The sequence below is a fragment of the Stenotrophomonas sp. 2201_Sma genome, assembly GCF_056486685.1.
In genome coordinates, this window is the sequence record NZ_CM151329.1 from 4,073,860 (window position 1) to 4,100,117 (window position 26,258).

Sequence of the window (26,258 nt, forward strand, 5' to 3'; positions counted from 1 at the left end):
CTCACGGTCCGCCGAGTTCGGCCAGGATCGCCTGGCCACATTCCCTGCTCTGCCACAGCACCTGGCCGATCACGCTGCGCTGGTCGCAGGCTGCCATCAGCAGCAGCGGCACACGCCCTTCACCGTGAATGGCCAGCATCAGCACCTTGCCGCCCGCGGCTTCCAGCATCAGCGTCTGCAGGTCTCCCAGGACCAGCTCGCGCCCTACTGCTGCCGCCAACGCCAGCATTGCGCTGGTCATCGCGGCCAGGCGTTCACCACGCCCTTCGGCGCCGGCGCTGACCAGCGCGAAGCCATCGACACTGGCCAGCACCACGGTGCGCACCCCTTCCACCCGTTGCTGCAGGTCCTGCAGCAACGGCTGCAGGCGTTCGCGCTGGCGCGCATCGGGCAGCAGTGCGGCCTGTCCGTCAGCCATGCGCGGTCACCAGCGCGTACGCTTCGATCTCGCTCATCAGCACATCCATCAGCAACAGCCCCTGTTCGCGGTCGCGCGCATCCAGCGGCAGCAGCGGCAGCGGTTGGCCGTCGATCTGCGCATGTGCTGCCCAGTGTTCCATCGCGGCCGCCGGTGCCTGGTCCAGATGGGTCACCGCCACCACCAGTGCCAGCGCCGGTCCGAACGGCCGCAGCACCTGCAGGTAGCCGTCCAGTTCGGCAGCCACGCCGGCACGTCGGCCATCCAGCAGCAGCACCGCGCCGCGCGCGCCCTGCAGCAGGATCGGCCACAGGAAATCAAAACGTTGCTGACCCGGCGTACCGTACAGGCGGAGACGCTCGCCATTGGGCAGATCGATGTCGGCGTAGTCGAGCGCCACCGTGGTCGATGCCTTGTCGGCGCCAAGCCGATCGCTGTTGGCGACGTCGGTGTCCACCACCGTGCCGGCGGCGATGCTGCGCACCAGCGTCGACTTGCCGCTGCCCATGCCACCCAGCACGACCACCTTGTGCTCACGCATTGCGTTCGCTCCCGCGCAGGTGGCGCCACAGCCGGGCCAACAGCCCGCTGTCGTTGCCCGTGCCGCGCATGACCGTCACCGTCGCCGCAGGCGCCGGTTGCAGCTGCGCATAGCCACACAGATAAGCGGCGTGCACGAAATCGCGTACTGCAGCCTGCGGAAGGTCGAGCAGCACGGCACACTCGTCCACCGTACAGGCGCGCTTGAGCAGCAGCGAGCACAGGCGGAAGCCATCGTGATCGTGGCCCAGTACGCGGAAGTCAGGCCAGCGCAGCAGTTTCACCGAGGCGACGCGCAGGCGCTCGTCCAGGGCCTGCCAATGCGGGCTGCGCTGCGCCCACTGCCACAGCAACGGGCGCAATGGCTGCCGGGTGCGATCTGCCGCCTGGGCCTGCAGCTGCGCTGCTGTCAGCGCATCGAGCCAGAGCTGTTCGAACCCCCGCGCAAGGCGTTCGACCAATGCCACGACGGGCTCGTGCAGTGCGATGGCCTGGTCCTGCTCCAGGTCCAGCAGCAGCAGGGGCGCAGCGGCATCCCCCAGCAGCGCGTATCCCTGCCGCAGTGGCAAGCGCTCGCGCAGCAGGCGGGTGATCGCGTGTGCACCATCGGCCAGGCGGATCGGCGCGGGCACGTGTGGAATTACGGGTTCCGGTGGGCGCTGCATGCCACGCAGTGCGCGGCCGATCGCGCCGTCATCGAGCACACGCTGCTGGCCATCGCCGTCGCGCAGCTGGCCACCGGGATCTTCGATCCAGCACTGCAGGCGGGGCCGCTGCTGGCGCATGCGCAGGGCCGCGTTGCGCAATGCGGGTGTATCGCGGATGACCAGCAGATCACAGTCGTCCAGATCCTGGCTGCGGCGGATCTGGCCGTCAGGCAGGGCCGAAGCGATGCGCAGGCGCCTGAGCAGGGCCTGCTCTCCCTGGATATCGGTTCCCACTACCAGCACGCGTGCCATCCGTGTTCCCCGTGCGACCGCCTCCCCGGCGATCTCGCGTCGCCAAGGCTAGGTCATCGCCCTCGGCGTCCGTCGTGATCGACCGCTCAGATTGACAGTGCCCGCGCGTACGCACGCATCGGTTCTGCGACGGCCATCGCGGGCAAGTTTCATGCCGTATTGACGGCATTCCGACAGCTGACGGAAGTCACGTTTTCATCGCTTGGGGTCAGATCCCTTTTGCATGGCAAAAGGGGATCTGACCCCGGAGCCAAAAAGAAACCCGCGCCGAAGCGCGGGTTCCGGGGTCACGACCGAAAGGCGATGGATCAACCGCGCAGCTGCTCCAGCGCGGCGTTGAAGGTCGCGCTCGGGCGCATCGCCTTGCTGGCCTTTTCCACGTCCGGACGGTAGTAGCCGCCGATGTCCACGGCCTTGCCCTGCACTGCGATCAGCTCTTCGACGATCTTATGCTCGTTGTCGGTCAGGGCCTTGGCCAGCGGGGCGAAGCGTGCCTTCAGTGCGGCGTCCTCGTCCTGCGCGGCCAGGGCCTGCGCCCAGTACAGCGCGATGTAGAAGTGGCTGCCACGGTTGTCGATGCCACCGAGCTTGCGCGAAGGCGACTTGTCGTTGTCCAGGAACTGGCCGTTGGCTTCGTCCAGCGCCTTGGCCAGTACACGGGCTGCTGCATTGTCGTAGCGGTTGCCCAGATGCTCCAGCGACGCTGCCAGCGCCAGGAACTCACCCAGCGAATCCCAACGCAGGTAGTCCTCTTCAACGAACTGCTGTACATGCTTGGGAGCCGAGCCGCCGGCACCGGTCTCGAACAGGCCACCACCGGCCATCAACGGCACGATCGACAGCATCTTGGCGCTGGTGCCCAGCTCCATGATCGGGAACAGGTCGGTCAGGTAGTCACGCAGCACGTTGCCGGTCACCGAGATGGTGTCTTCGCCCTTGCGGATGCGGGCCAGCGAGAACGCGGTGGCTTCCACCGGCGGCAGGATGCGGATGTCCAGGCCGGCGGTGTCGTGGTTCTTCAGGTACTGCTCGACCTTGGCAATGACCTGCGCGTCATGGGCGCGGGCAGCGTCCAGCCAGAACACGGCGGGGGTGCTGCTGAGGCGCGCGCGCTCGACCGCCAGCTTGACCCAGTCCTGGATCGGGGCGTCCTTGGTCTGGCACATGCGCCAGATGTCACCGGCCTCCACCGCGTGCTCGAACACCACGCTGCCCGCGTCATCGGTGACCTTGACCACGCCGTCGGCGGCGATCTGGAAGGTCTTGTCGTGCGAGCCGTACTCTTCGGCCTTCTGCGCCATCAGGCCGACGTTCGGCACCGAGCCCATGGTGGCCGGGTCGAAGGCGCCGTGCGCCTTGCAGTCGTCGATGACGGCCTGGTAGACGCCGGCATAGCAGCGGTCCGGGATGACCGCCTTGGTGTCCTGCAGCTTGCCTTCGGCATTCCACATCTTGCCGGAGTCGCGGATCATCGCCGGCATCGAGGCGTCGACGATCACGTCGCTCGGCACGTGCAGGTTGGTGATGCCCTTGTCCGAGTTGACCATCGCCAGGCCCGGGCGCTGCGCGTACTCGGCCTTCAGGTCGGCTTCGATGGCGGCGCGGGTGGCCTCCGGCAGCGACGGCAGGCGCGCGACCAGGTCTCCGATGCCGTTGTTGGCATCGAAACCGGCCTGCCGGATGGCGTCGGCGTGCTTGGCCAGCACGTCCTTGTAGAACTCTTCCACGACCACGCCGAACATGATCGGGTCGGAGACCTTCATCATGGTCGCCTTCAGGTGCAGCGAGAACAGCACGCCCTGGCTCTTGGCATCGGCGATCTGCGCGTCGATGAAGGCAGCCAGCGCCTTGCGGCTCATCACGGCGGCATCAACGATCTCACCGGCCTTGACCGCGGTCTTTTCCTTCAGCACGACGGTGCTGCCGTCATTGCCATGGAAGGTGATCTTCAGGGTGCCGGCGTTGGCGAGGGTTGCCGACTTTTCGCTGCCATAGAAGTCGCCCGCGTCCATGTGCGAGACGTGCGACTTCGAATCGGCGGACCAGGCGCCCATGCGATGCGGATGCTTGCGGGCATAGTTCTTCACCGACAGCGGCGCGCGACGGTCGGAGTTGCCTTCGCGCAGCACCGGATTCACCGCGCTGCCCTTGACCTTGTCGTAGCGCGCCTTGTAGTCGCGCTGCTGGTCGTCGGCCGGCGTTTCCGGGTAATCCGGCAACGGATAGCCCTGGTCCTGCAGCTCCTTGATGGCCGCCTTCAGCTGCGGCACCGAGGCGGAGATGTTGGGCAGCTTGATGATGTTGGCGTCCGGCGTGGTCGCCAGCTGGCCCAGCTCGGCCAGGTCGTCACTGACCTTCTGCTCCTCACCCAGCAGTTCCGGGAACTGCGAAAGAATGCGCCCGGACAGCGAGATGTCGCGGGTTTCCACCACGATGCCAGCGGTGGCGGTGTAGGCATCGACGATCGGCAGCAGCGACTGGGTGGCCAGGAACGGGGCTTCGTCGGTCAGCGTGTAGAGAATCTTGGACATGGGGGACTTGGACTCTGTAGCAGTGCTCAGGGAAAGCCCGGCGGCAGCGCCGGACCACGTGCAACCGTGTCTCGCGCGGGGCCTGGCCCCACGCTTTCCCCCGTCGCCGTCAGGGTGGGCGCGCGGCGGGGAAACCCCTGCATTGTCGCGTTTTCAGCCGCGCGGGGCAAAGCCGCGCCATACGCGCCGGTACTGCAACGCAGTGATTCACCCGGCTGGGGGTGTCACGCAAAAAAAAGACGCAGCCTCGCGGCTGCGTCCATCGTGAGCCCTGCCGGGAGAGAGTCGGCAGGACTTACTTGACCTCGAACTCCTGCGGCGTTCCGGCCGCCTTACCATCAACCATGACTTCGGCGCGGTACTTGCCGGCCGGCCAGCCATTGGCATTCTTGAAGGTGATGTTGGTGGTCTCGGCACCGCTGGTGTTCAGCGTGGCATTCTGCTCGCCGGCGACCTGACCGTCCTGGAAGGTCAGCTTGGCGCCGACGTTGACGTTGTTGGCAGCACCGTCTGTGCGGACCGACACGATCACATCGTCCTTCGGCGCGAACAGTGCTGCCGGAGCGACGGACTTGTCCGCTGCCGCCGTCTTGCCGACGGAGACGGAGGAGACGGCTACTGCCGCCTCAGACATCGGCGGCGGCGCGCCGGTCATCGGTGCCGGGGCCGTTTCGGCCGGGGCGGTGGCAGCGGGCGCTGCATTGCTGTCGGTCGACTCTTCCTTCTTCTTGCAACCCACCAGGGCGACGCTGCCCAACAGGGCGGTCAGCAGGGCGGTCTGGAGCGGCGTGGTCTTGATCATTCGGTGTTCCTCCCAGGATTGTCGGATGGCGTGCGGGCGCGGCCGGCTTACTTCGGTGGCAGTTTCAGGGTCTGGCCAGGGAAAATCTTGTCCGGGTCATCGAGCACGTCCCGGTTGGCTTCGAAGATCTTCTTCCAGGCATTGGCGTCGCCAAGATGCGCCTTGGCGATCTTCGACAGCGAGTCCCCCTTCTGCACGGTGTAGGTGCCGCCGCTGACCACCTCGGCGGTGCTGTCCACCGAGCCGCTGACGCCGGAGAAGTCCGCCTTCGGTGCCTGCTGGGCGGTACTGTCGACGCTGGCGCTGACGCCGGAGAAATCAGCTTTCTTCTCGGTACTCATCCACAACTCCCGTCTGCATGACTACGTGGTTCGCACGGTGCCATGGCGGTTGTTAAATGGGGATGGTGCAGATGTGAAGCCGCCCCCCGGGGGGCTGAACAATCGGGAGATGGACACCCCCTGCCCGCTGCTCCACCGGTAGCGCCGGGCCATGCCCGGCGGCGGTGGCTGGGACCGCTGCGCTCGCCGGGCGTGGCCCGGCGCTACCCGCAACCGCCTGCGAGGGGTTGGTGGGCCCGCTGCGCTCGCCGGGCGTGGCCCGGCGCTACCGTAACCGCCTGCGGCGGTTACTGGCGCAGCTCGCGGTAGGTCGCGGCCGGGGCCGCGATGCCGGGGCTGGCGCGCCATGGATTGATGTCGAGGCCGCCGCGACGCGTGTAGCGCGCTTCCACTTCCAGCCACTGCGGCCGGCAGCGCGCGGAGACCTCGCTGAAGATCCGCTCCACGCACTGCTCGTGGAATTCCGCGTGCTCGCGGTAGCTCACCAGATAGCGCAGTAGGCCGGCCCGGTCGATCTTCGGCCCCCGATAGCGCAGGCTGACCGTGGCCCAGTCCGGCTGGCCGGTAACCGGGCAGTTGGATTTCAGCAGCGCGGAGACCAACGTCTCCTCCACCGGCTGCGCAGCGTCGGCCGAGAGGAAGTCCGCCTGCGGGGGGCCGTAGCAGTCGATCTCCAGGTCCAGGCCGTCGATGGATTCGCCCAGCGGTACCGGGCGCAGTTCGGGCAGGCCGAACGCCACCTGCACGGGTGCGCCGGCACAGGCTGACAGATCGTCGACAAGACGCGCATGCAGTGCCTCGGCACTGTCGATGCGGGTGCTGTTGAGGGAATTCAGGTACAGCTTGAACGACTTCGATTCGATCAGGCACGGCGAGGTGCAGGGCACCTGCACGGTGGCAACGGCCACCTGCGGCTTGCCACGCGGGTCGAGCCAGCTCAGCTCGAACGCATGCCAGCGATCATGGCCGACGAACGGCAGCGCGGTGTCATCGAGGCCGATCTCGGCGCGGGCGGCGCGGCGGGGGATGGGAAACAGCAGGCCGGGATCGTACTGCGACGGGTAACTGACCTCGCGACCGAGGCTGGAATCCTGGGGGGTGTTCATGGTGCGCATTGTATCGCGACGGGGCCGGGCCTCCGGCCGGGCCGGCCAACGGCGGAGCCCCTCCGTGGTGGTTTTGTCGGTTGGTCGTGGAAGGCGGTCTATCGGCTTGGCCGGGTGGGTAGGCGGGTCGGGGGACGCCGTAAACCCGTCCTTGGGGGCTTGGCCGCGGCATCCATGCCGCGGACACCCCCGCCCCGCCTACCCACCCGGCCCCTGACAGTTCCCTGCACGCAGCCACCACCACGGGAAAGATCAGAAAAATCAAAATCAAAAGCCAATCCTTCAGACATTCCCGATGTCTGCCTGTGTCGACCAAGGTCGACACCTACCAACAGCCGCGTGAACCTGTCGGGGCCGGGGCGGTGTGGGCCTGCAGGACCGATGGCGCCATGGATGGCGCCATCGAGCCCCCATGGACGGGTTTACGGCGTGTCCTGCAGGCCCACACCGCCCCGCCCAACCAACAGAAATCCAGCACCGCTTTTGCCGTTGACGTTGCCGTTGCTTCAGGGGTGCAGGGCTGCAAGCCCTGCCGCAAAGCCTCACCCTGCCGGGGTGCCGGCACCATGCAGGTAGTCCAGGCTCACCTGCAGCAGTGCACGCAGTCCCACGTCCAGCGCCTTCTCATCCAGCAGGAACTTCGGCGAATGATTGGCCGGTGCCGTCGCCGGATCGATGCCCACGCTGGTGGAGCCGACGAAGAAGAACATGCCCGGCACCTCCTTGGCATACAGCGAGAAGTCCTCCGCGCCCATCTGCAGGGGCGGTTCGTACACGTTGTCCTTGCCCACCACCGCCTGCAGGCTCGGCAGCATGCGCGCCGTCAGCGCCGGATCGTTGACCGTGGCCGGGTTGCCTTCTGATTCGTAGATGTCGGTGACCGCCTTTGCCCCGTGCGCGGCCGCAGTGTGCTCTGCGACGTTGCGCAGGTCGGCGAAGATCTGCTGGCGCATGCCCTCGTCGAACGTGCGGATGGTGCCGACCATCTCCACCTCGTCCGGAATGATGTTGTAGCGGATGCCGCCGTTGATCGCACCGAAGGTGAGCACCGCCGGCTGCTTGGACAGATTCACGCGACGGCTGACGATGGTCTGCGCGGTACCGACCAGATCGGCCGTGGCAACGATCGGGTCGACACCGTTCCACGGCGCGGAGCCATGCGTCTGGCGACCGATCACCTTGATGCCGAAGCGGTCCGAGGCGGCCATCAGCGGACCGCCACGCACGGCGATCTGACCGGCCTGCACGCTGGAGAACACATGCAGGCCGAACACGGCTTCCGGCTTGAAGTCGGCGAACAGGCCCTCCTTCAGCATCAGCGCGGCACCGCCTTCTTCCGGCGGCGGCGCGCCCTCCTCTGCCGGCTGGAAGATCAGCATGACCTGGCCCGGCAGGTCCTTCTTCATTGCCACCAGCGCCTCGGCCACACCCAGCAGGGTGGCGGTATGGGCATCATGGCCGCAGGCATGCATCACGCCCACCGTCTGCCCGCGGTACTGATCGGTCGCCTTCGAGGCGAACGGCAGGCCGGTCTGTTCGGTCACCGGCAGCGCGTCCATGTCGGCGCGCAGGGCGATCTTCGGACCCGGCCTGCCGCCTTCGATGATCGCTACCACGCCATGATGGGCAATGCCGGTCTTCGGCTTCAGGCCCATTGCGCGCAGGTGCTTGGCGACCTCGGCCGAGGTCCGTACTTCGCGGTTGGACAGCTCCGGATGCTGGTGGAAATCACGGCGCCACTCCACCACTTTGGCCTGCAGCCGCTGTGCGGCCGCGGTCACCTCGGGGCGCTGCCCGTCCTGGGCATGGGCAAGGGCCGGCAGGGCCAGGATCAGGGCGGACAGCAGCAACGAACGGCGCATCTCGGTACTCCACGGCAGGGTTCTGCACCTGAATGTAGGGCAACGCTGCCTTTACGGGAACCTCCACGGCCGGCACCGGTCCTAGCGCCCGTCCCATCCGTCATGCAGGAAACGTGATGTGGCACAGGTATGCTTTGCGCATTGCCCACCGGGCCCCGCCCGTCCAGCCCTCTTGGAGTCCTTGAATGTCACGTGTTTGGAAGATCGTGCTGCTGGTCGTGGCCGTACTGGTGCTGGCCGTGGTGGGCCTGCGCGTGCTGGGCGGTGGCAAGGACAAGGCCGGCAGGCCCGGCGTCGCCGCCGGCCAAGGTGGCGATGACGCCGATGCCGCACCGGTACCGGTGACCGTGGTCGACGCCGTGCGCCAGGACGTGCCCGTCTACGCCAGTGCGCTCGGTACGGTCACCGCGATGAATACCGTCACGGTCAGCCCTCAGGTCGGCGGCCAGCTGATGAGCCTGAACTTCCGCGAAGGCCAGGAAGTGAAGCAGGGCGACGTGCTGGCGGTGATCGACCCACGTACCGCCCAGGCCAGCTATGACCAGGCCGCTGCCGCCAAGCGCCAGAACGAGGCGCTGCTGGCGACCGCGCGCTCCAACTACCAGCGCTCCAATGCCCCCGAGTACCGCCAGTACGTCGCCAAGACCGATCTGGATACACAACGCAACCAAGTGGCACAGTACGAAAGCGCAGTGGCCGCCAACGAGGCGAGCATGCGCTCGGCGCAGGTGCAGCTGCAGTACACCAAGGTCACTGCGCCGATCTCCGGCATCGCCGGCATCCGTGCAGTCGATGCCGGCAACGTGGTCAACGCGGGCACCGCCCTGGTCACCCTGACCCAGATCCACCCGATCCACGTGCTGTTCAACCTGCCCGAACGCCAGCTCGGCGATGTGCGCCAGGCACAGGCGGCCGGCAGCGTTCCGGTGGCCGCGCTGGACCGTGCCGATTCGCACGTGCTGTCCGGCGACGGCAAGCTCGATGTGGTCGACAACCTGATCAGCGCCGACAGCGGCACCTTCAAGGCACGCGCGGTGTTCGACAATGCGGACAACGGCCTGTGGCCCGGCCAGTTCGTCAATGTGCGCATGCAGCTGCGCACCATCGGCGGCGGCGTGGTGATTCCGACCCAGGCCGTGCTGCGTGGCCCGGACGGCGAGTATGTCTACGTCGTGCAGGGCGACAACACGGTGAAGATGCAGACCGTGCGCAGCGGCGTGGAAGTGGGCGACAGCCACGTGCAGATCGCCGAGGGCCTGAAGGGCGGCGAGCGGGTGGTCAGTGAAGGCCAGTTCCGCCTGAAGCCCGGCAGCAAGGTCACGGCCCTGAAGCCCGGCGAGACCCCGGCTGCACCCACCGAGGCCGAATTGAAGGCCGCCGAACAGAAGAGTGGCGGTGCAGGCCGCCGCGGTGGTGGCCCGCGCTGAGCGCAGGCCACCGATTCCTTTCGCGCCGGCATCGACGCCGGCGCTGCCATTGAAGCGCCAGCAAGGATCAGTCCGTGGGTTTTTCGACGATCTTCATCCGCCGCCCGATCGCCACCTCGCTGCTGATGGCGGGCCTGTTGCTGCTGGGCATTCTCGGTTATCGCAAGCTGCCGGTGTCGGCACTGCCGGAAATCGATGCGCCCAGCCTGGTGGTCACCACCCAGTACCCGGGTGCCAATGCCACCACGATGGCCTCGCTGGTCACCACCCCGCTGGAGCGGCAGTTCGGCCAGATCTCCGGCCTGGACCTGATGACGTCCGATTCGTCGGCCGGGCTGTCGACGATCATCCTGCAGTTCTCGATGGACCGCGACATCGATATCGCCGCGCAGGACGTGCAGGCGGCGATCCGCCAGGCCACCCTGCCCTCGTCGCTGCCCTACCAGCCGGTCTACAACCGGGTGAACCCCGCCGATGCGGCCATCGTCACCCTGAAGCTCACCTCGGACACGCGCCCGCTGCGGGAGGTCAACAACTACGCCGATTCGATCCTGGCCCAGCGCCTGTCGCAGGTGCAGGGCGTGGGCCTGGTGTCGATCGCCGGCAATGTCCGCCCGGCGGTGCGCATCCAGGTCAATCCGGCGCAGCTGTCGAACATGGGCCTGACCCTGGAAGAACTGCGCAGCGCGCTCACCCAGGCCAACGTCAATGCGCCGAAGGGCTCGCTGAACGGCAAGACGCAGTCCTACAGCATCGGCACCAATGACCAGCTGTCCAGTGCCGCCGAATACCGCGACACCATCATCAGCTACAAGAACGGCCGCCCGGTGCGGCTGTCGGACGTGGCCGCGGTGGTGGACGGCGTGGAGAACGACCAGCTGGCCGCATGGGCCGACGGCAAGCCGGCTGTCCTTCTCGAAGTGCGCCGCCAGCCGGGCGCCAACATCGTGCAGACCGTCGAGCGCATCCGCGCGATCCTGCCGCAGTTGCAGGGCGTGCTGCCGGCCGACGTGCATCTGGAGATCTTCAACGACCGTACCGAGACCATCCGCGCCTCCGTGCACGAAGTGCAGTTCACCCTGGTACTGACCATCGGCCTGGTCGTGGCGGTGATCTTCGTGTTCCTGCGCCGCCTGTGGGCCACGATCATTCCTTCGGTGGCGGTACCGTTGTCGCTGGCCGGCACGTTCGCGGTGATGGCGTTCACCGGCATGTCGCTGGACAACCTTTCGCTGATGGCACTGGTGGTCGCCACCGGCTTCGTTGTCGACGATGCCATCGTCATGATCGAGAACATCGTCCGTTACATCGAGCAGGGCAAGAGCGGCAAGGAAGCGGCCGAGATCGGTGCGCGCCAGATCGGCTTCACCGTGCTGTCGCTGACGGTATCGCTGGTGGCAGTGTTCCTGCCGCTGCTGCTGATGCCCGGCGTCACCGGCCGCCTGTTCCATGAGTTCGCCTGGGTGCTGAGCATCGCGGTCGTGCTGTCGATGCTGATCTCGCTGACGCTCACCCCGATGATGTGCGCCTACCTGCTCAAGCCCGACGCGCTGCCGGAAGGCGAGGACGCGCATGAACGGGCGCACGCGGCCGGCAAGCAGACCGTGTGGAGCCGCACCGTCGGCCTGTATGAGCGCAGCCTGGACTGGGTGCTGGACCACCAGCGCCTGACCCTGGCCGTGGCCGGCGGCGCCCTTGTGCTGACCGTTCTGCTGTACGTGCTGATTCCCAAGGGCCTGCTGCCCGAGCAGGACACCGGCCTGATCACCGGCGTGGTGCAGGCCGACCAGAACATCGCGTTCCCGCAGATGGAGCAGCGCACCAGGCAGGTGGCCGAAGCGCTGCGCAAGGATCCGGATGTGACTGGCGTGTCGGCTTTCATCGGCGCTGGCAGCATGAACCCCACGCTCAACCAGGGCCAGTTGTCGATCGTGCTGAAGGAGCGCAGCCAGCGTGATGGGCTGGACCGGATCCTGCCGCGCCTGCAGGAGGCCGTCGCCGGGATTCCCGGCGTAGCGTTGTATCTGAAGCCGGTGCAGGACGTCACCCTCGACACCCGCGTGGCCGCGACCGAGTACCAGTACTCCCTGTCGGACGTGGACGCGGCCACCGTCGCCACCCAGGCCACGCGCCTGACCGAGGCCCTGCGCCAGCGGCCGGAGCTGGCCGACGTGGACAACAACCTGTCCAACCAGGGCCGTGCCCTGCAGCTGACGATCGATCGTGACAAGGCCAGCGTGCTGGGCGTGCCGATGCAGACCATCGATGACACGCTCTACGATGCGTTCGGCCAGCGCCAGATCTCGACCATCTTCACCGAGCTCAACCAGTACCGCGTGGTGCTGGAAGTGGCACCGGAGTTCCGCACCAGCACCGCGCTGATGGAGCAGCTGGCGGTGGCCTCCAACGGTGCTGGCGCGCTGACCGGCACCAACGCCACCAGCTTCGGCCAGGTCACCTCCTCCAACTCCTCCACGGCCACCGGCATCGGCGCGCAGAACACCGGCATCACGGTCGGTGCCGGCAACATCATTCCGTTGTCGGCGCTGGCCGAAGGCCAGGTGACCAGCGCGCCGCTGGTGGTCAGCCACCAGCAGCAGCTGCCGGCCGTGACCGTCTCGTTCAACGTCGCGCCGGGCTATTCGCTGTCCGAAGCGGTACGCGCGATCCAGGAGACCAAGGACAGTCTGGACATGCCCGCGCACCTGCATGCCGAGTTCATCGGCAAGGCCGCCGAGTTCACCGGCAGCCAGACCGATGTGGTGTGGCTGCTGCTGGCCTCGCTGGTGGTCATCTACATCGTGCTGGGCGTGCTGTACGAGAGCTACATCCATCCGATCACGATCATCTCGACCCTGCCGCCGGCAGGCGTCGGCGCGCTGCTGGCGCTGATGCTGTGTGGCCTGAGCCTGTCGGTGGACGGCATCGTCGGCATCGTGCTGCTGATCGGCATCGTCAAGAAGAACGGCATCATGATGGTGGACTTCGCGATCGAAGCACGCCGCGCCGGTGCCAACGCGCATGAAGCGATCCGCCGCGCCTGCCTGCTGCGCTTCCGCCCGATCATGATGACCACGGCTGCGGCCATGCTCGGCGCGCTGCCACTCGCGCTGGGTACCGGCATCGGCTCGGAACTGCGCCGTCCGCTGGGCATCGCCATCGTCGGCGGCCTGCTGCTATCGCAGCTGGTGACGCTGTACACCACGCCGGTGATCTACCTGTACATGGAGCGCTTCTCCGAGTGGCTGGCGCGCCGCCGCGAGCAACGCGCACTGCGCGAGGGCACGCTGCAGGAGCCGCAGGCATGACCCCTGCCCCGCTGCTGCGGGGGGCCGCGCGATGAACCTGTCCGGCCCCTTCATCCGCCGCCCGATCGGTACCGCCCTGCTGGCCATCGGCCTGTTCATGGTGGGCCTGATCTGCTACCTGAGGCTGGGTGTTTCGGCACTGCCGAACATCCAGATTCCGGTGATCTTCGTGCACGCCAGCCAGGCCGGTGCCGACGCGGCGACGATGGCCTCCACGGTCACCGCACCACTGGAGCGTCATCTGGGCCAGCTGCCGGGCATCGACCGCATGCGCTCGTCGAGCTCGGAAGGCAGCTCGCTGGTGTTCATGATCTTCCAGAGCGACCGTGACATCGATTCGGCGGCGCTGGACGTGCAGACCGCGATCAATTCCGCGCAGGCCGATCTGCCCTCGGGCATGGGCTCGCCGATGTACCAGAAGGCGAATCCGAACGACGACCCGGTGATCGCCATCGCACTGACCTCGCAGACGCAGTCGGCCGATGAGCTGTACAACGTGGCCGACTCGCTGCTGGCCCAGCGCATCCGCCAGATCAGCGGCGTGGCCTCGGTGGACATCGCCGGCGCGTCGACGCCGGCAGTGCGCGTGGACGTCAACCTGCGGCTGATGAACGCGCTGGGCCTGACCGCCGACGACCTGCGCAACGCGGTGCGCGCGGCCAATGTGACCTCGCCGACCGGCCTCCTCAGCGATGGCAACTCCACCACCGCGATCATTACCAACGATTCGGTGGCCCGCGCTGCGGACTTCGCCAACCTGGTGGTGAAGACCGAAGGCGACGGCCGGGTGATCCGCCTGAAGGACGTCGCCAACGTCTACGACGGCCAGCAGGACGCCTACCAGGCGGCATGGTTCGACCACAAGCCCGCGGTGGTCATGTATGTGTTCACCCGCGCCGGCGCCAACATCGTGGAGACCGTCGACCGGGTGAAGGCGCAGATCCCGACGCTGCGTGACTACCTGCAGCCGGGAACCACGATGACGCCATACTTCGACCGCACGCCGACGATCCGCTCGTCGCTGCACGAAGTGCAGATCACCCTGCTGATCAGCCTGGCGATGGTGGTGCTGACCATGGCGCTGTTCCTGCGCCGGCTCGCCCCGACCCTGATCGCGGCCGTGACGGTGCCGCTGTCGCTGGCCGGCGCCGCACTGGTGATGTATGCGCTGGGCTTCACCCTGAACAACCTGAGCCTACTGGCGCTGGTGATCGCGATCGGCTTCGTGGTGGACGATGCGATCGTGGTGATCGAGAACATCATGCGCCACCTCGACGAAGGCATGCCGCGCCTGCAGGCAGCGTTCACCGGCGCACGCGAGATCGGCTTCACCATCGTCTCGATCACCGCCTCGCTGGTTGCGGTGTTCATCCCGCTGCTGTTCGCCAGCGGCATGATGGGCGCGTTCTTCCGTGAGTTCACCGTCACCCTGGTGGCGGCGATCGTGGTCTCGATGATCGTCTCGCTGACGCTGACGCCGGCGCTGTGCAGCCGGTTCCTCAGTGCGCACGACCATCGCGCGGCACCCTCGCGCCTGGGCCGCTGGCTGGACGCCGGCCACGAACGCATGCTGCGCATCTACACGGTGTTCCTCGATTTCTCCCTGCGCCACGCGTTGCTGCTCTCGCTCACGCCGCTGATCCTGATCGGCGTGACCGTCTTCCTGTTCGGCGCGGTGAAGAAGGGCGCCTTCCCGCCACAGGACACCGGGCTCATCTGGGGCCGCGCCAACTCCAGCGCGACCGTGTCCTTCGAGGACATGGTCAACCGCCAGCGCCGCATCACCGACATGCTGATGGCCGACCCGGCGGTGAAGACCGTCGGCGTGCGCCTGGGCAGTGGCCGCCAGGGTTCCAGCGCGCAGTTCAATGTCGAACTGAAGTCACGCAAGGAAGGCCGCCGCGAGACCACCGCGCACGCACTGGCGCGACTGAGCGCCAAGGCCGACCGCTATCCTGACCTGCAGCTGCGGCTGCGCGCCATCCAGGATCTGCCCAGCAACGACGGCGGCGGCTCCAGCCAGGGCGCGCAGTACCGCATCTCGCTGCAGGGCAACGATCTGGCGGCGCTGCAGGAGTGGTTGCCGAAGCTGCAGGCGGAACTGAAGAAGAACCCCAAGCTGCGCGATGTCGGCACCGACGTGGACAACGCCGGCCTGCGCCAGAACATCGTGATCGACCGCGCCAAGGCCGCGCGACTGGGCGTCTCGGTCGGTGCCATCGACGGTGCGCTGTACGGTGCATTCGGCCAGCGCCAGATCTCGACGATCTACTCGGACATCAACCAGTACAGCGTCGTGGTCAATGCCCTGCCTTCGCAGACGGCGACCCCCACCGCACTGGACGAGGTCCATGTGCGCGCAGGCAATGGCGAGATGGTGCCGATCACTGCGGTGGCCACCCAGGTACCGGGGCTGGCGCCTTCGCAGATCACGCAAGAGAACCAGTACACGACGATGGACCTGAGCTACAACCTCGCCCCCGGCGTCAGCATGGGCGAGGCAAAGGCGATCATCGATGCGACCGTGGCCGGCATGCGCATGCCGGGCGACATCCGCCTGGCCGACGATGCGGGCTTTGGCTTCAATTCCGATCCCAGCGACATGCTGATCCTGGTATTGGCGGCGATCCTGACCGTGTACCTGGTGCTGGGCATGCTGTACGAAAGCCTGATCCATCCGGTGACGATCCTGTCCACGCTGCCGGCGGCAGGCGTAGGCGCGCTGCTGGCCCTGTTCGGTACCAACACCGAGCTGTCGGTCATCTCGATGATCGCGCTGGTGCTGCTGATCGGCATCGTCAAGAAGAACGCGATCATGATGATCGACTTCGCGCTGGTGGCGCAGCGCGAGCACGGACTGACCCCGCGCGAGGCCGCACGCGAGGCCAGCATCGTCCGCTTCCGGCCGATCATGATGACCACGATGGTGGCCATCCTGGCTGCGGTTCCGCTGGCAATCGGCCTGGGCGAAGGGTCGGAGCTGCGCCGGCCGCTGGGCATCGCGATGATCGGTGGCCTGCTGTTCTCGCAGAGTCTGACCCTGCTCAGCACGCCGGCCCTTTACGTGATCTTCTCCTGCCTGGCCGAGCGTTGGCGGGCGCGGCGCGCGCGCAGGCGCGAGGCGAAACTGCTCAAGCGCGCGCAGCGCGCCTAGCCTCGGTAGCGCCGGGCCACGCCCGGCGCGCCGCTACCACCCGGGCGACGCTCACGGTTTGACGCGCTGTAACGAAAAGAGAACAATTCGCAACCAGCCATGGTCCTGCGCCCCTACGGCGCCCCGCTCCCAGTTCACGGACAGCCTGCGTGATCCCAGCCACTGCCTCTTCCCCCAACCATGGGTGGATGGCCTGTGGCCGTCCGCCGAGGAATCCGATCGATGCCTTCGTTCCGCACCCCGCGCCTGGCCCTGCTGGCCGCCGCCCTGTCCACCGCCTGCGCAGCCCATGCGCAAGCCCCGGCTGATGCCCGCAGCGCCACCAACCTGGACGCCATCAAGGTGGTCGGCGAACGCACCCACACCGAAGCCGGCGCGCTGGGTGACCGTGCCCTGCGCGATACCCCGTTCGCCATTACTGCGGTCGGCCGCGAACAGCTCGAGCAGCGCCAGGTTGTATCGCTGGGCGAAGCCTTCCTGTTCGATCCATCGGTCACCACCCAGGTAGGCGCCTACGCCAGCGGCTGGAGCTCGCCCATCCGCAACCGCGGCATCGATCTGAACTACGACAGCTACCGCGTGAACGGTCTGCAGGTATCCTCGTGGGGCACCGAATGGCCGCTGGAAGTGATGGAACAGGTGGACCTGCTGAAGGGCCCCGGCGGCTTCCTGTACGGCTTCGGCGCGCCCGGCGGCATCGTCAACTACATCACCAAGAAGCCGACCGATACCCCCACCTTCTCGGCGCAGCTGGGCTGGCGCGAACAGGCCATCATCAGTGGTGGTGTCGATGCCGGTGGCCGCTTCGGCAACGAAGATATGTTCGGCTATCGCTTCAACGCGTATCAGGAGAAGGGCGAAACCTTCAACGGCGGCCATGTCGACCGCAAGGTCGGCGCGCTGTCGCTGGACGCGCGCCTGAGCGATGCGCTCACCTGGACCTTCGACGGCGTGTTCCAGTCCCGCGACCTGAGCGAAGAGTCGCCGCAGTACTACTTCATCGGCATGACCTCGCTGCCGCGGCCGATTGCCGGCGACGTCGACAACAGCGTGCCGGGCACCTACTACGATACCCGTTCCAGCCTGCTGTCCACGGCGTTCACCTGGCAGATCAACAGCGGCTGGAAGGCCAGCCTGAGCTACGGCGTCACCACCTCCTGGAACGACGTCAACAAGATCTTCGCCTACATCGACGATCCGAACGGCGACTACAACGTGAATGTGTATGAGCTGGGCGGCAAGAGCCAATGGAAACTGGCGCAGGCGCTGGTGCAGGGCGGCTTCCGCACCGGCCCGCTGCAGCACCAGCTGGTGGCCGGCGTCAGCCACCAGACCGGGCTGGGCTGGGACCGCCCCTACGAGTGGAACACCATTGGTCGCGCCAACCTGTACCAGCGTTCGGCCATCCGCCACGACGCGGTGGGTTCGCGGGTGATGACCCGCGGCGATGAAACCGTGCAGCAGGCCGTATTCGCCAGCGATACCGTGGACTTCGGCGGGGGCTGGTCGGTGCTGGCCGGCTGGCGCTACAACGACTTCGAGACCAAGGGCCGTTACCACACCTACCCGGTCACCCCGACCTATGCGGTGATGTTCAAGCCCAGCGAGGCCGTGACCCTGTACGCCAGCTACATTGAATCGCTGGAAGCCGGCAGCCGCGTGGGCAACCCCTACATCAACGCCGGTGATGTGCTGGGTCCGACCATCAGCAAGCAGTACGAAGTCGGCGCCAAGGTAGAAGCCTCGCGCTGGAATGCGAACGTGGCCGCATTCCGCCTGGAACGCGGTGCCAACATCGACCAGCCCACCGACGCCGGCCTGCGCCTGGTGCAGGATGGCATCACCCTGTACGAAGGCGTGGAAGCCAGCGCCGACCTGCACCTGACCGATGCGCTGACCGTGGGTGGCGGCGTGACCTGGCTGGACCCGACCTACGACAGGCTGTCGCCCGACAATGCCGCGCAGGAAGGCAACCGCACCGTCGGCGCCGCGCGCTGGAGCGGTGTGCTGCATGCCAGCTACCAGCTGCCGTGGGTCGATGGACTGGAAACCTATGCTGCCGTGCGCTACTACGGCGATGTCTGGTACGACGCCGACAATACCCTGAAGCTGCCCGACTACACCCTGGTCAATGCCGGTGTGGGCTACCGCCTGATGGCGTCGGGGCACCCGGTCACCCTGCGCGCCAGCGTGGAGAACCTGGCCAATCGCAGGTACTGGTCGAACGCGGGCGTCGGCCTGCCGCGCACCTTCGCGGTGAGCGTGCGCTGGGAGATGTAACCCGGCTTGTGCGGGTGCGGACCGTGGGTCCGCACATTGAACACCGCACCCACGCGCACACCGCCATAATGGAGGCAATCCGCCGCCCGAGCCTGCATGTCCGCGTCCCATTCCCGCCTCAGCCGCCTGTGGGCACACGAGAAAGCCAGCTATGGCCTGCGCGTGTTCATCGCCCTGTCGGCTGCGATGGCCGTGTGCTGGCAGCTGGACGCGCTCCCCGCGCTGCCCGGGGCGTTCCTTGGCATCATCGCCAGCGCGATCGCCGAAACCGACGACAACTGGTGGGGCCGCACCAAGGCGGTGCTGCTGTCGCTGCTGTGCTTCTGCATCGCCGCCGCCTCGGTGATCGCGCTGTTCCCGTGGCCGTGGCTGTTCATCGGCGCACTGGCGCTGTCCACCTTCGGCCTGACCCTGCTGGGCGCTCTGGGCGAACGCTACGCCTCCATCGCCCAGGCCACGGTCACCCTGGCCATCTACACCATGATCGGGCTGGAACAGCATGGCGGCGCCGGAGATCTGCCACGTGCGTTGCATGCGGTCAGCCACCTGCTGGCCGGTGCGGTCTGGTATGGCCTGCTGTCCATCGTCTGGACCGCGCTGTTCGCCAACCGTCCGGTGCGCGAACGCGTGGCCCGTCTTTACCAGGAACTGGGCCGCTACCTGCAGCTGAAAGCCGCCTTGTTCGAGCCGGTGCGTGAGGCCGACCTGCAGCGCCGCCAGCTGGACCTGGCCGAACAGAACCGGCGTGTGGTGGGAGCCCTGAACGAAGCAAAGACGGCGATCCTTGCGCGCTTCGGCCGTTCCGGCCGGCCCGGGGTCAACTCCGGCCTGTACCTGCGCCTGTACTACATGGCGCAGGATTTCCACGAGCGCGCCAGCTCCTCGCACTATCCCTATGGCGCACTGGTGGATGCGTTCTTCCACAGCGACGTGCTGTACCGCTGCCAGCGCCTGCTCGATCTGCAGGGGCAGGCCTGCGCGCGTCTGGGCGAAGCCATCCGCCTGCGCCGCCCGTTCGTGTATGGCGAGAGCAACCAGCAGGCCGGACGCGACCTCGCCGACGCGCTGGCCTACCTGCGCGACCAGCAGCGCCCGCAATGGCAGCGCCTGCTCGGTTCGCTGGATCTGCTGGTGCACAACCTGCGCAGCATCGAGCGCCGGCTGCTCGACGCCGAACGCTCCGAGGCCAGCCTGGACAATGTCGACACGCGCCTTCGTGACAGCAACCCGCACACCCTGCGCGAGATGGGGGTACGGCTGCGCCAGCAGCTCACGCCCGGCTCGGTGCTGTTCCGCCATGGCCTGCGCATGGCGCTGGCGCTGATCGCCGGCTTCCTGGCGATCCGCCTGTTCAATGCCCAGAACGGTTCATGGGTGCTGTTGACCATCGTCTTCGTGTGCCGGCCGAACTTCGGCGCCACGCGCCAGCGCCTGGCACAGCGCATCGTCGGCACCCTGGCCGGCCTGGTATTGACCTGGGCGCTGCTGCAGCTGTTCCCACAGCTGCACGTGCAGCTGCTGATCGCCTTGCTGTCGGCGCTGCTGTTCTTCTTCACCCGCACCGATCGCTACCTGGTGGCCTCGGCCGCGATCACGGTGATGGCGCTGACCTGCTTCAACCTGATCGGCGATGGCTTCGTACTGATCGTGCCGCGCATGGTGGACACGATCCTGGGCTGTGCGATCGCTGCGGCGGCCGCCTTCCTGATCCTGCCGGACTGGCAGGGACGTCAGCTGCATCGGGTCCTGTCACGGGTACTGGATACCGCCGCGCGTTACCTGGATGCGGTGCTGGGCCAGTACCGCAGTGGCATGCACGATGACCTGGCCTACCGCATCGCCCGCCGCGACATGCACAATGCCGACGCGGCGCTGTCCACTGCACTGTCGAACATGCTGCGCGAGCCCGGCCATGTACGCCGCAACCTGGATGCCGGCTTCCACTTCCTGGCGTTGTCCAACACCCTGCTCGGTCATCTGTCGGCACTGGGTGCCCACCGCGACCAGGTCGACAGCTACGCCGGCGACCCGCTGGCACTGGCCGCCGGCGACCGGGTGCGCAAGGCGCTGCAGCAGCTGGCCGGCGCGCTGGCCGCACGGCAGGCGGTTGCGGAGGATGACAATGATGCCGACCGCGCAGTCGCTGCGGAGCTGGAGCAGATCGAGGACGTGATGCCACCGAAGCTGCAGTTGATCCGCACCCAGATGGCGCTGGTGCTGCGCCTGCTGCCGAAGCTGCGTGCCGCCGCCAACGAGGCCGTACGCAGCCTGACCTGACCGCCGCCCGGCAGCACTGGATCCGGGCCCGGCCGGCGGGCAGGAATGCTAGGCTGCGCCGGTCAAGGAGATTCCATGTCCGGTCACAACCAGTTCGCCCTGCTGCGCCAGCGCCGCTTCCTGCCGTTCTTCATCGTGCAGGCGCTGGGCGCTTTCAACGACAACGTATACCGGCAGGCCATCATCGGCCTGCTGTTCTACCTGGGCGTGTCCGAAGAGCAGCGTTCGCTGTACACCACGCTGGCGCCAGCGATCTTCATTCTTCCCTATTTCCTGTTCTCGGCATTGGCCGGGCAGATCGCCGACAAACTGGAGAAGTCGCGGCTGATCGTGATCACCACCACGATGGAGATCGTGATCATGTCGCTGGCAGCGATCGGCTTCCTCACCGAGAACCTGCCGTTCCTGCTGGTGGCGCTGTTCTGCACCGGCATGCAGTCGACCCTGTTCGGTCCGGTGAAATACTCGGTGCTGCCCTCGGTACTCAAACCCGAGGAGCTGACCGGTGGCAACGGGCTGGTGGAGATGGGCACATCGATCTCGATCCTGTCAGGGATGATCATCGGCGGCGCCGTGTTCCTGCTGGCCGGCAGCCACGGGCCCGTGTTCGCGGCATCGCTGGTCATCGCTCTGGCGGTCTGCGGCAACATCGCGGCGCGGTTGATTCCCAGGGTCGATGCCGGCGACCCGGGCCTGAAGATCAACTGGAACCCATTGCCGGAGTCGCTGGTGGTGCTGCGCATGGCACGCCAGCAGAAGGCGGTGCGCAACGCGATCCTGGGCGTGTCCTGGTTCTGGTTCGTCGGCACCGTGCTGACTTCGCAGCTGCCGAATTATGCGCTGGCCAACCTGGGCGGCGAACCCAAGCTGTACCTGCTGGCACTGGCGCTGTTTTCCATCGGCACCGGCGTTGGCTCGCTGCTGTGCGAGAGGCTGTCGGCGCGCACAGTGGAGATCGGCCTGGTGCCGCTGGGCGCGTTCGGCATGACCGCGTTCCTGCTCGATCTCTACTTCGCCCGCAGCGGCGAGGCCACCGTGCAGGGGCTGAGCATCACCCAGTTCCTGCAGCAGCCCGGCAGCGTGCGCATCGTCATCGACCTTGTCGGAATCGGCCTGTTCACCGGCATCTTCGTCGTTCCGCTGTTCGCCCTGATCCAGAGCCGCACGCCGAAGGCGCAGATGTCACGCGTGTTCGCCGCGTTGAACATCCAGAACTCCGGTTTCATCGTGTCCGCCGCACTGCTGTCGCTGGCCGCGCGCGAACTGCTGCACTGGAGCATCCCGCAGCTGTTCCTGGCGCTGGCGATCGCCAATGCCGTGGTGGCGATCTACATCTTCACCATCGTCCCCGAATTCCTGATGCGCTTCCTGAGCTGGGTGATGGTGCGCACCCTGTACCGGCTGCGCCCGCATGGCATCGAAGCCAATGTGCCGGATGAAGGCGCAGCACTGATCGTCTGCAATCATGTCAGCTACATGGATGCACTGATCCTGTCGGCGACGATTCCGCGCCCCGTACGCTTCGTCATGTACTACAGGATCTTCAACATCCCGGTGATGCGCTGGATCTTCCGCACCGCCAAGGCCATCCCGATTGCCGGGGCTCGCGAGGACGAGGCCTTGATGCAGCGCGCGTTCGAGGAGATCGATGCGGCGCTGGCCGAGGGTGAGCTGGTCTGCATCTTCCCGGAGGGAGCACTCACCCGCGATGGGCAGATGGCGCCGTTCAAGTCCGGCGTCGAGAAGATCCTCGAACGCCGGCCGGTGCCGGTGGTGCCGATGGCCCTGCGCGGGATGTGGTCGAGCATGTGGAGCCGGCGCGACAGCCGGCTTGGCCGCATGCGGGTTCCGCGCCGCTTCCGCGCCACCGTCGAGGTGGTGGCGGCGCCTGCCATCGATGGTCGCAGCACCGACGCGCCGGCACTGGAAGCCCAGGTCCGCGCCCTTCGCGGCGATCACGCCTGACGGAATCCCTCCGTTCGCGCATAGCCGGGCCATCCCCCACATACGCCAGCGTCAAGCGCCGTGCCCGTCATTGCCGGGCTGAAAACGCATACATGCGACGCAGGTTGCGGTAGATTACGCACCCACAGGGGGGAGGTCCGGCCCGTTCACTACGGTCGGCCACCAAGGAATGGAGTCTCACGTTGAATCAACCGCCACCACTCGGCCGTCCGGTCTACATCCCCAACCATCTGGTGTGGGCGATCCTGACGACGCTGTTCTGCTGCCTGCCGTTGGGCGTGGTGTCGATCGTGTATGCCGCCCAGGTCGACGGCCGCCGCGCGGCCGGCGATCTGGCGGGAGCCTATAGCGCGTCACGCAAGGCGGGCTGGTGGGCGGCGGCTTCGGCCGCGGCCCTGCCGGTCCTGTTGCTGTTGTGGTTCGGGCTCTTCGGCGGCCTGGCCGCACTGGGCGCTCTTTCCGACCATTGATCCACCACCACCCATCAAGGAGCTTGAATCATGAACACCGCTACTCCGCAGGTCCCGAACAACCTGGTCTGGGCGATCCTGAGCACCCTGCTCTGCTGCCTGCCGGTCGGCATCGTGTCGATCGTCTATGCGGCACAGGTCAACGGCAAGCTGGCCGCTGGCGATATCGCCGGTGCACAGGACTCGTCCGCCAAGGCCAAGAAGTGGGCCATCTGGTCGGCCATCGCCTGGGTCATCATGGTCGTGCTGTATGTGCTGTTCTTCGTCGTGCTCGGTGGCATCGGCGCGATGAGCAACGGCAGCTACTGAGGCCTGCGGACGGATCCGGCGGCGTCCGCGCCGGATCCGTCTTCGCCTGATCGTGTCCGCTCTTCCTTCCCGGCTCGCCCGCTGGGCACCCTTGCTGGCCTCCACCGGCCTGGCCGCAGGCGCGGCCGTGGTGCTGCGCAACGTCAATCCCTACGTGGCCGGCAATCCCCTGCCGGGCTGCCCGCTGTACGCACTCACCGGCCTGTATTGCCCCGGCTGCGGCAGCACGCGCTGCCTTTACTCGCTGGTCCATTTCGATCTGGCCGGCGCGATGGCGATGAACCCGCTGCTGGTCATCAGCCTGCCCCTGCTGCTGCTGATGCTGCTGAACATCGCCGGCATCCGCCCGCGTGTGCTTGATCCGCTGATGCGGATTCTGGCCAATCCCATGTTCTGGCTGTGGCTGCTGCCCGGTTACGCACTGCTGCGCAACCTGCCGTGGGCACCGTTCACCGCACTGGCGCCGGTCTAGATTCCCACTTCGCGTCCAGGCGCGTCGCGACGCGTGCTGCGGTCAGGCCGCACGCGCCTGGCCAGCGGCTATGTCACCCAGCCGGCGATCACCAGCACGGCCAGCACCGCCAGCCACAGCAGCAGCATCCGCCACACCAGACTCATGGCATCGCGCAGGTCGGGCAGACGTTGCCAGACCGGCAGCAGGCCCGCCTCGGTGTAGTCATGCGCGTCCTCGCGCAGCTCGGCATTGACGCTGGCCCGCGCCACCGCACCCAGGAATCCGATGCCTCCGACCAGGCGCTCGCCATGCGCTTGCCGCCATGCCTTCCACGCCGTGTCGAAGTTGCCGACCAGTGCCATCGAGAACGCCATCAACTGTGCCACCGGCCATTCGATCCAGCCCAGCAGGCGCTGGGCCACTGCCAGCGGTTCCACCGGTACGCGTGCACGCATCGGGCTTTCGGACATCAGCGCCAGCAGGCGATAGCCCAGCGCGCCCACCGGGCCCAGCAGCAGGAACCAGAACAGCACCGCAAACCAGCGGCGCAGCGCATTGAGTACGGTCGCCTCCACCAGCGAGGGTACATCCTCGCGCAGGCTGCCACCGGCCGCCTGCAGATGGCGCACGGCCGCCTGCCGGGTCGGTGCGTCATCGGCATCGATGATCGCTTCGATGTCACGGTCCAGGTCGCGCGGCCCCCAGCACCAGGCCAGAACCGCCACGCCCAGCAGCAACGAGGGCAGCCCGAACAGCACGCCCCGCAGCAGCCAGGCCAGCAGCGCCATCAACACCAGCGGCGGCAGAAGCGCCAGCACCACGCCCATGGGGCCCTGCCAGGCCTTGCCGCCGTGCGCATCCAGCCAGCCCAGCCAGCGCCGGAAGCTGTCAAAGCGGCGCAGCGAGGCGGCAGCGGCCGGGGCGACATGGCCCAGGGCCAGTGCAACCAGCACGGCAGCCAGAGTGGTGAACATGGCAGGTCTCCCTACGAAACAAGGCGCTCGGCGTCGCTACCTTACCCGTCGCGACGCCGCCATCAGCGGTCTGCCGCACTGTAACCCGGGCCGTGTTCAGGTGGCGGCAATGGTCGCCGCCGTTCTGACAGGCCGGTGCGTTCTTCAACCCCGCTGTTGGCGATACCAGTGCTCGATCAGCCCCCGCGAAATCGAGATCGGCGGCGACAGGCGGATGCCCTGGCCATCATCTTCGACATCACGTGCCAGCGCCGCGCCCACCTCGTCGGCACTGAACCAGCGCGCATCCTCCAGTTCGCCATCCACGGTCGGCACATCGTCCTGCGCCTGCGCGCGGAACCCCACCATCAGCGCGCCCGGGAACGGCCAGGGCTGTGAACCGAGATACTGGCAGGCAGTGATGCGCACCCGGCTCTCCTCGTGCACTTCCCGCACCACGGTCTGTTCGAAGGTCTCGCCTGGTTCGACGAAACCCGCCAGTACCGAATAGCGGCGCGGCGCCCAGTTGGACTGCCGCCCCAGCAGCAACCGGCCCTGGTTTTCCACCGCGACGATCACCGCCGGGTCCACCCGGGGATAGTGTTCGGTCGCGCACTGCCCGCAGCGGCCAACGAAGCCACCGCGGGCAAAGGCCACCGCCCCCCCGCAGACGCCGCAGAAGCGCGTGCGCGAATGCCAGTAGGACATGCCGCGTGCGTAGCTGAAAGCGGTCGCATCGGCCACCGGCCACAGCAGTGCCGCCTGGCGCAGGTCGAGCCGGCCAGGCGCAGTGACGGCAACCGCGGACGCTTCCACCGAGAACCAGGCCTGCTCACCCCGCAGACCCAGGAAGATCGCGGCACCGGGGCCGCCCCCGATGTCGGCGCCGGTCAGCGCCAGTGGCTGGTCATCAGCACCAGTGAAGGCACTGCCGTCCTGGTCAAGCACGAGAACCCGCGCATCCGGCCACAGGCGTGCCAGCACATCGGCATCTTCGCGCAGGGCGTCGGCGCGCTCCAGCGGTTCGCCAATGAAGGCGAAACCGGACAGCGGCGAAAGAATATTGGACATCCAGCAAGCCTGCCGCCATTCGATGCGGGTG

At 67.1% G+C, this 26,258-nt stretch carries 19 protein-coding genes; 9 read left to right on the forward strand and 10 right to left on the reverse strand.

All coding sequences use genetic code 11. From position 1 onward, the window contains the following. Position 1 precedes the first annotated feature (1 nt). From ACZLIF_RS18720 to ACZLIF_RS18755, 8 genes are all read right to left on the reverse strand, one after another. A complete protein-coding gene (locus ACZLIF_RS18720; protein WP_128987687.1) occupies positions 2-418 on the reverse strand; it encodes a roadblock/LC7 domain-containing protein in 417 nt (138 codons plus the stop codon). Next, positions 411-959 (reverse strand): GTP-binding protein, encoded by a 549-nt coding sequence (locus tag ACZLIF_RS18725; RefSeq protein WP_065174394.1) that lies wholly within the window; start codon positions 957-959, stop codon positions 411-413. The genes ACZLIF_RS18720 and ACZLIF_RS18725 overlap by 8 nt, the downstream gene beginning before the upstream one ends. Beyond that, the gene (locus ACZLIF_RS18730) at positions 952-1,917 is read right to left on the reverse strand and encodes a hypothetical protein (RefSeq protein ID WP_053515628.1); all 966 of its coding nucleotides are present in this window, start codon (positions 1,915-1,917) and stop codon (positions 952-954) included. The genes ACZLIF_RS18725 and ACZLIF_RS18730 overlap by 8 nt, the downstream gene beginning before the upstream one ends. Before the next feature lie 308 nt (positions 1,918-2,225). Beyond that, positions 2,226-4,448 carry an NADP-dependent isocitrate dehydrogenase gene (locus ACZLIF_RS18735; protein ID WP_128987686.1) on the reverse strand — a complete coding sequence of 741 codons (2,223 nt, stop codon included), beginning with the start codon at positions 4,446-4,448 and terminating at the stop codon, positions 2,226-2,228. 295 nt (positions 4,449-4,743) lie between these two features. Next, positions 4,744-5,250 (reverse strand): hypothetical protein, encoded by a 507-nt coding sequence (locus ACZLIF_RS18740; RefSeq protein ID WP_053515624.1) that lies wholly within the window; start codon positions 5,248-5,250, stop codon positions 4,744-4,746. 47 nt (positions 5,251-5,297) lie between these two features. Beyond that, complete coding sequence (locus ACZLIF_RS18745) at positions 5,298-5,591, reverse strand: LysM peptidoglycan-binding domain-containing protein (RefSeq protein WP_053515622.1); 294 nt, start codon at positions 5,589-5,591, stop codon at positions 5,298-5,300. A 287-nt stretch (positions 5,592-5,878) separates the two neighbouring features. Continuing rightward, the gene (queF, locus tag ACZLIF_RS18750; RefSeq protein WP_065181541.1) at positions 5,879-6,697 is read right to left on the reverse strand and encodes an NADPH-dependent 7-cyano-7-deazaguanine reductase QueF; all 819 of its coding nucleotides are present in this window, start codon (positions 6,695-6,697) and stop codon (positions 5,879-5,881) included. Positions 6,698-7,239: 542 nt separating this feature from the next. Beyond that, positions 7,240-8,559, reverse strand: a complete 1,320-nt coding sequence (locus tag ACZLIF_RS18755; protein ID WP_128988411.1) for a M20 family metallopeptidase — start codon at positions 8,557-8,559, stop codon at positions 7,240-7,242. A gap of 185 nt (positions 8,560-8,744) precedes the next feature. Here ACZLIF_RS18755 and ACZLIF_RS18760 point away from each other — a divergent pair, with 185 nt between their 5' ends. From ACZLIF_RS18760 to ACZLIF_RS18800, 9 genes are all read left to right on the forward strand, one after another. Next, entirely contained in the window at positions 8,745-9,986 is a 1,242-nt protein-coding gene (locus tag ACZLIF_RS18760) for an efflux RND transporter periplasmic adaptor subunit (protein ID WP_053515617.1), read from the forward strand. A 74-nt stretch (positions 9,987-10,060) separates the two neighbouring features. Continuing rightward, positions 10,061-13,294: an efflux RND transporter permease subunit gene (locus ACZLIF_RS18765; protein ID WP_053515615.1), complete on the forward strand. Its 3,234-nt coding sequence runs from the start codon at positions 10,061-10,063 to the stop codon at positions 13,292-13,294. Between the two features lie 31 nt (positions 13,295-13,325). Further along, entirely contained in the window at positions 13,326-16,448 is a 3,123-nt protein-coding gene (locus ACZLIF_RS18770; protein ID WP_478462185.1) for an efflux RND transporter permease subunit, read from the forward strand. 222 nt (positions 16,449-16,670) lie between these two features. After that, a complete protein-coding gene (locus ACZLIF_RS18775; RefSeq protein WP_478462186.1) occupies positions 16,671-18,728 on the forward strand; it encodes a TonB-dependent siderophore receptor in 2,058 nt (685 codons plus the stop codon). A gap of 96 nt (positions 18,729-18,824) precedes the next feature. Next, positions 18,825-21,005 carry a YccS family putative transporter gene (gene yccS, locus ACZLIF_RS18780; RefSeq protein WP_065174388.1) on the forward strand — a complete coding sequence of 727 codons (2,181 nt, stop codon included), beginning with the start codon at positions 18,825-18,827 and terminating at the stop codon, positions 21,003-21,005. Between the two features lie 75 nt (positions 21,006-21,080). Then, entirely contained in the window at positions 21,081-22,970 is a 1,890-nt protein-coding gene (locus ACZLIF_RS18785; protein ID WP_065181538.1) for an MFS transporter, read from the forward strand. Between the two features lie 182 nt (positions 22,971-23,152). After that, positions 23,153-23,440, forward strand: a complete 288-nt coding sequence (locus ACZLIF_RS18790) for a CD225/dispanin family protein (RefSeq protein ID WP_053515606.1) — start codon at positions 23,153-23,155, stop codon at positions 23,438-23,440. A 30-nt stretch (positions 23,441-23,470) separates the two neighbouring features. After that, a complete protein-coding gene (locus tag ACZLIF_RS18795) occupies positions 23,471-23,749 on the forward strand; it encodes a CD225/dispanin family protein (RefSeq protein WP_065174386.1) in 279 nt (92 codons plus the stop codon). 52 nt (positions 23,750-23,801) lie between these two features. Further along, a complete protein-coding gene (locus tag ACZLIF_RS18800; RefSeq protein ID WP_053515602.1) occupies positions 23,802-24,221 on the forward strand; it encodes a DUF2752 domain-containing protein in 420 nt (139 codons plus the stop codon). Positions 24,222-24,289: 68 nt separating this feature from the next. Here ACZLIF_RS18800 and ampE read toward each other — a convergent pair whose 3' ends face one another. Both ampE and nudC read right to left on the reverse strand, forming a co-directional pair. Continuing rightward, positions 24,290-25,177 carry a regulatory signaling modulator protein AmpE gene (gene ampE / locus ACZLIF_RS18805; protein ID WP_053515600.1) on the reverse strand — a complete coding sequence of 296 codons (888 nt, stop codon included), beginning with the start codon at positions 25,175-25,177 and terminating at the stop codon, positions 24,290-24,292. A gap of 144 nt (positions 25,178-25,321) precedes the next feature. Beyond that, positions 25,322-26,227 carry an NAD(+) diphosphatase gene (gene nudC / locus ACZLIF_RS18810; RefSeq protein WP_065174519.1) on the reverse strand — a complete coding sequence of 302 codons (906 nt, stop codon included), beginning with the start codon at positions 26,225-26,227 and terminating at the stop codon, positions 25,322-25,324. Positions 26,228-26,258: the final 31 nt, after the last annotated feature.

What these genes read in the sequence shown, in the direction of transcription:
- ACZLIF_RS18720 (WP_128987687.1), bottom strand. Translation starts at nt 418, where the DNA reads ATGGCTGACGGACAGGCCGCACTGCTGCCCGATGCGCGCCAGCGCGAA.
- ACZLIF_RS18725 (WP_065174394.1), bottom strand. Translation starts at nt 959, where the DNA reads ATGCGTGAGCACAAGGTGGTCGTGCTGGGTGGCATGGGCAGCGGCAAG.
- ACZLIF_RS18730 (WP_053515628.1), bottom strand. Translation starts at nt 1,917, where the DNA reads ATGGCACGCGTGCTGGTAGTGGGAACCGATATCCAGGGAGAGCAGGCC.
- ACZLIF_RS18735 (WP_128987686.1), bottom strand. Translation starts at nt 4,448, where the DNA reads ATGTCCAAGATTCTCTACACGCTGACCGACGAAGCCCCGTTCCTGGCC.
- ACZLIF_RS18740 (WP_053515624.1), bottom strand. Translation starts at nt 5,250, where the DNA reads ATGATCAAGACCACGCCGCTCCAGACCGCCCTGCTGACCGCCCTGTTG.
- ACZLIF_RS18745 (WP_053515622.1), bottom strand. Translation starts at nt 5,591, where the DNA reads ATGAGTACCGAGAAGAAAGCTGATTTCTCCGGCGTCAGCGCCAGCGTC.
- queF (WP_065181541.1), bottom strand. Translation starts at nt 6,697, where the DNA reads ATGAACACCCCCCAGGATTCCAGCCTCGGTCGCGAGGTCAGTTACCCG.
- ACZLIF_RS18755 (WP_128988411.1), bottom strand. Translation starts at nt 8,559, where the DNA reads ATGCGCCGTTCGTTGCTGCTGTCCGCCCTGATCCTGGCCCTGCCGGCC.
- ACZLIF_RS18760 (WP_053515617.1), top strand. Translation starts at nt 8,745, where the DNA reads ATGTCACGTGTTTGGAAGATCGTGCTGCTGGTCGTGGCCGTACTGGTG.
- ACZLIF_RS18770 (WP_478462185.1), top strand. Translation starts at nt 13,326, where the DNA reads ATGAACCTGTCCGGCCCCTTCATCCGCCGCCCGATCGGTACCGCCCTG.
- ACZLIF_RS18775 (WP_478462186.1), top strand. Translation starts at nt 16,671, where the DNA reads ATGCCTTCGTTCCGCACCCCGCGCCTGGCCCTGCTGGCCGCCGCCCTG.
- yccS (WP_065174388.1), top strand. Translation starts at nt 18,825, where the DNA reads ATGTCCGCGTCCCATTCCCGCCTCAGCCGCCTGTGGGCACACGAGAAA.
- ACZLIF_RS18785 (WP_065181538.1), top strand. Translation starts at nt 21,081, where the DNA reads ATGTCCGGTCACAACCAGTTCGCCCTGCTGCGCCAGCGCCGCTTCCTG.
- ACZLIF_RS18795 (WP_065174386.1), top strand. Translation starts at nt 23,471, where the DNA reads ATGAACACCGCTACTCCGCAGGTCCCGAACAACCTGGTCTGGGCGATC.
- ampE (WP_053515600.1), bottom strand. Translation starts at nt 25,177, where the DNA reads ATGTTCACCACTCTGGCTGCCGTGCTGGTTGCACTGGCCCTGGGCCAT.
- nudC (WP_065174519.1), bottom strand. Translation starts at nt 26,227, where the DNA reads ATGTCCAATATTCTTTCGCCGCTGTCCGGTTTCGCCTTCATTGGCGAA.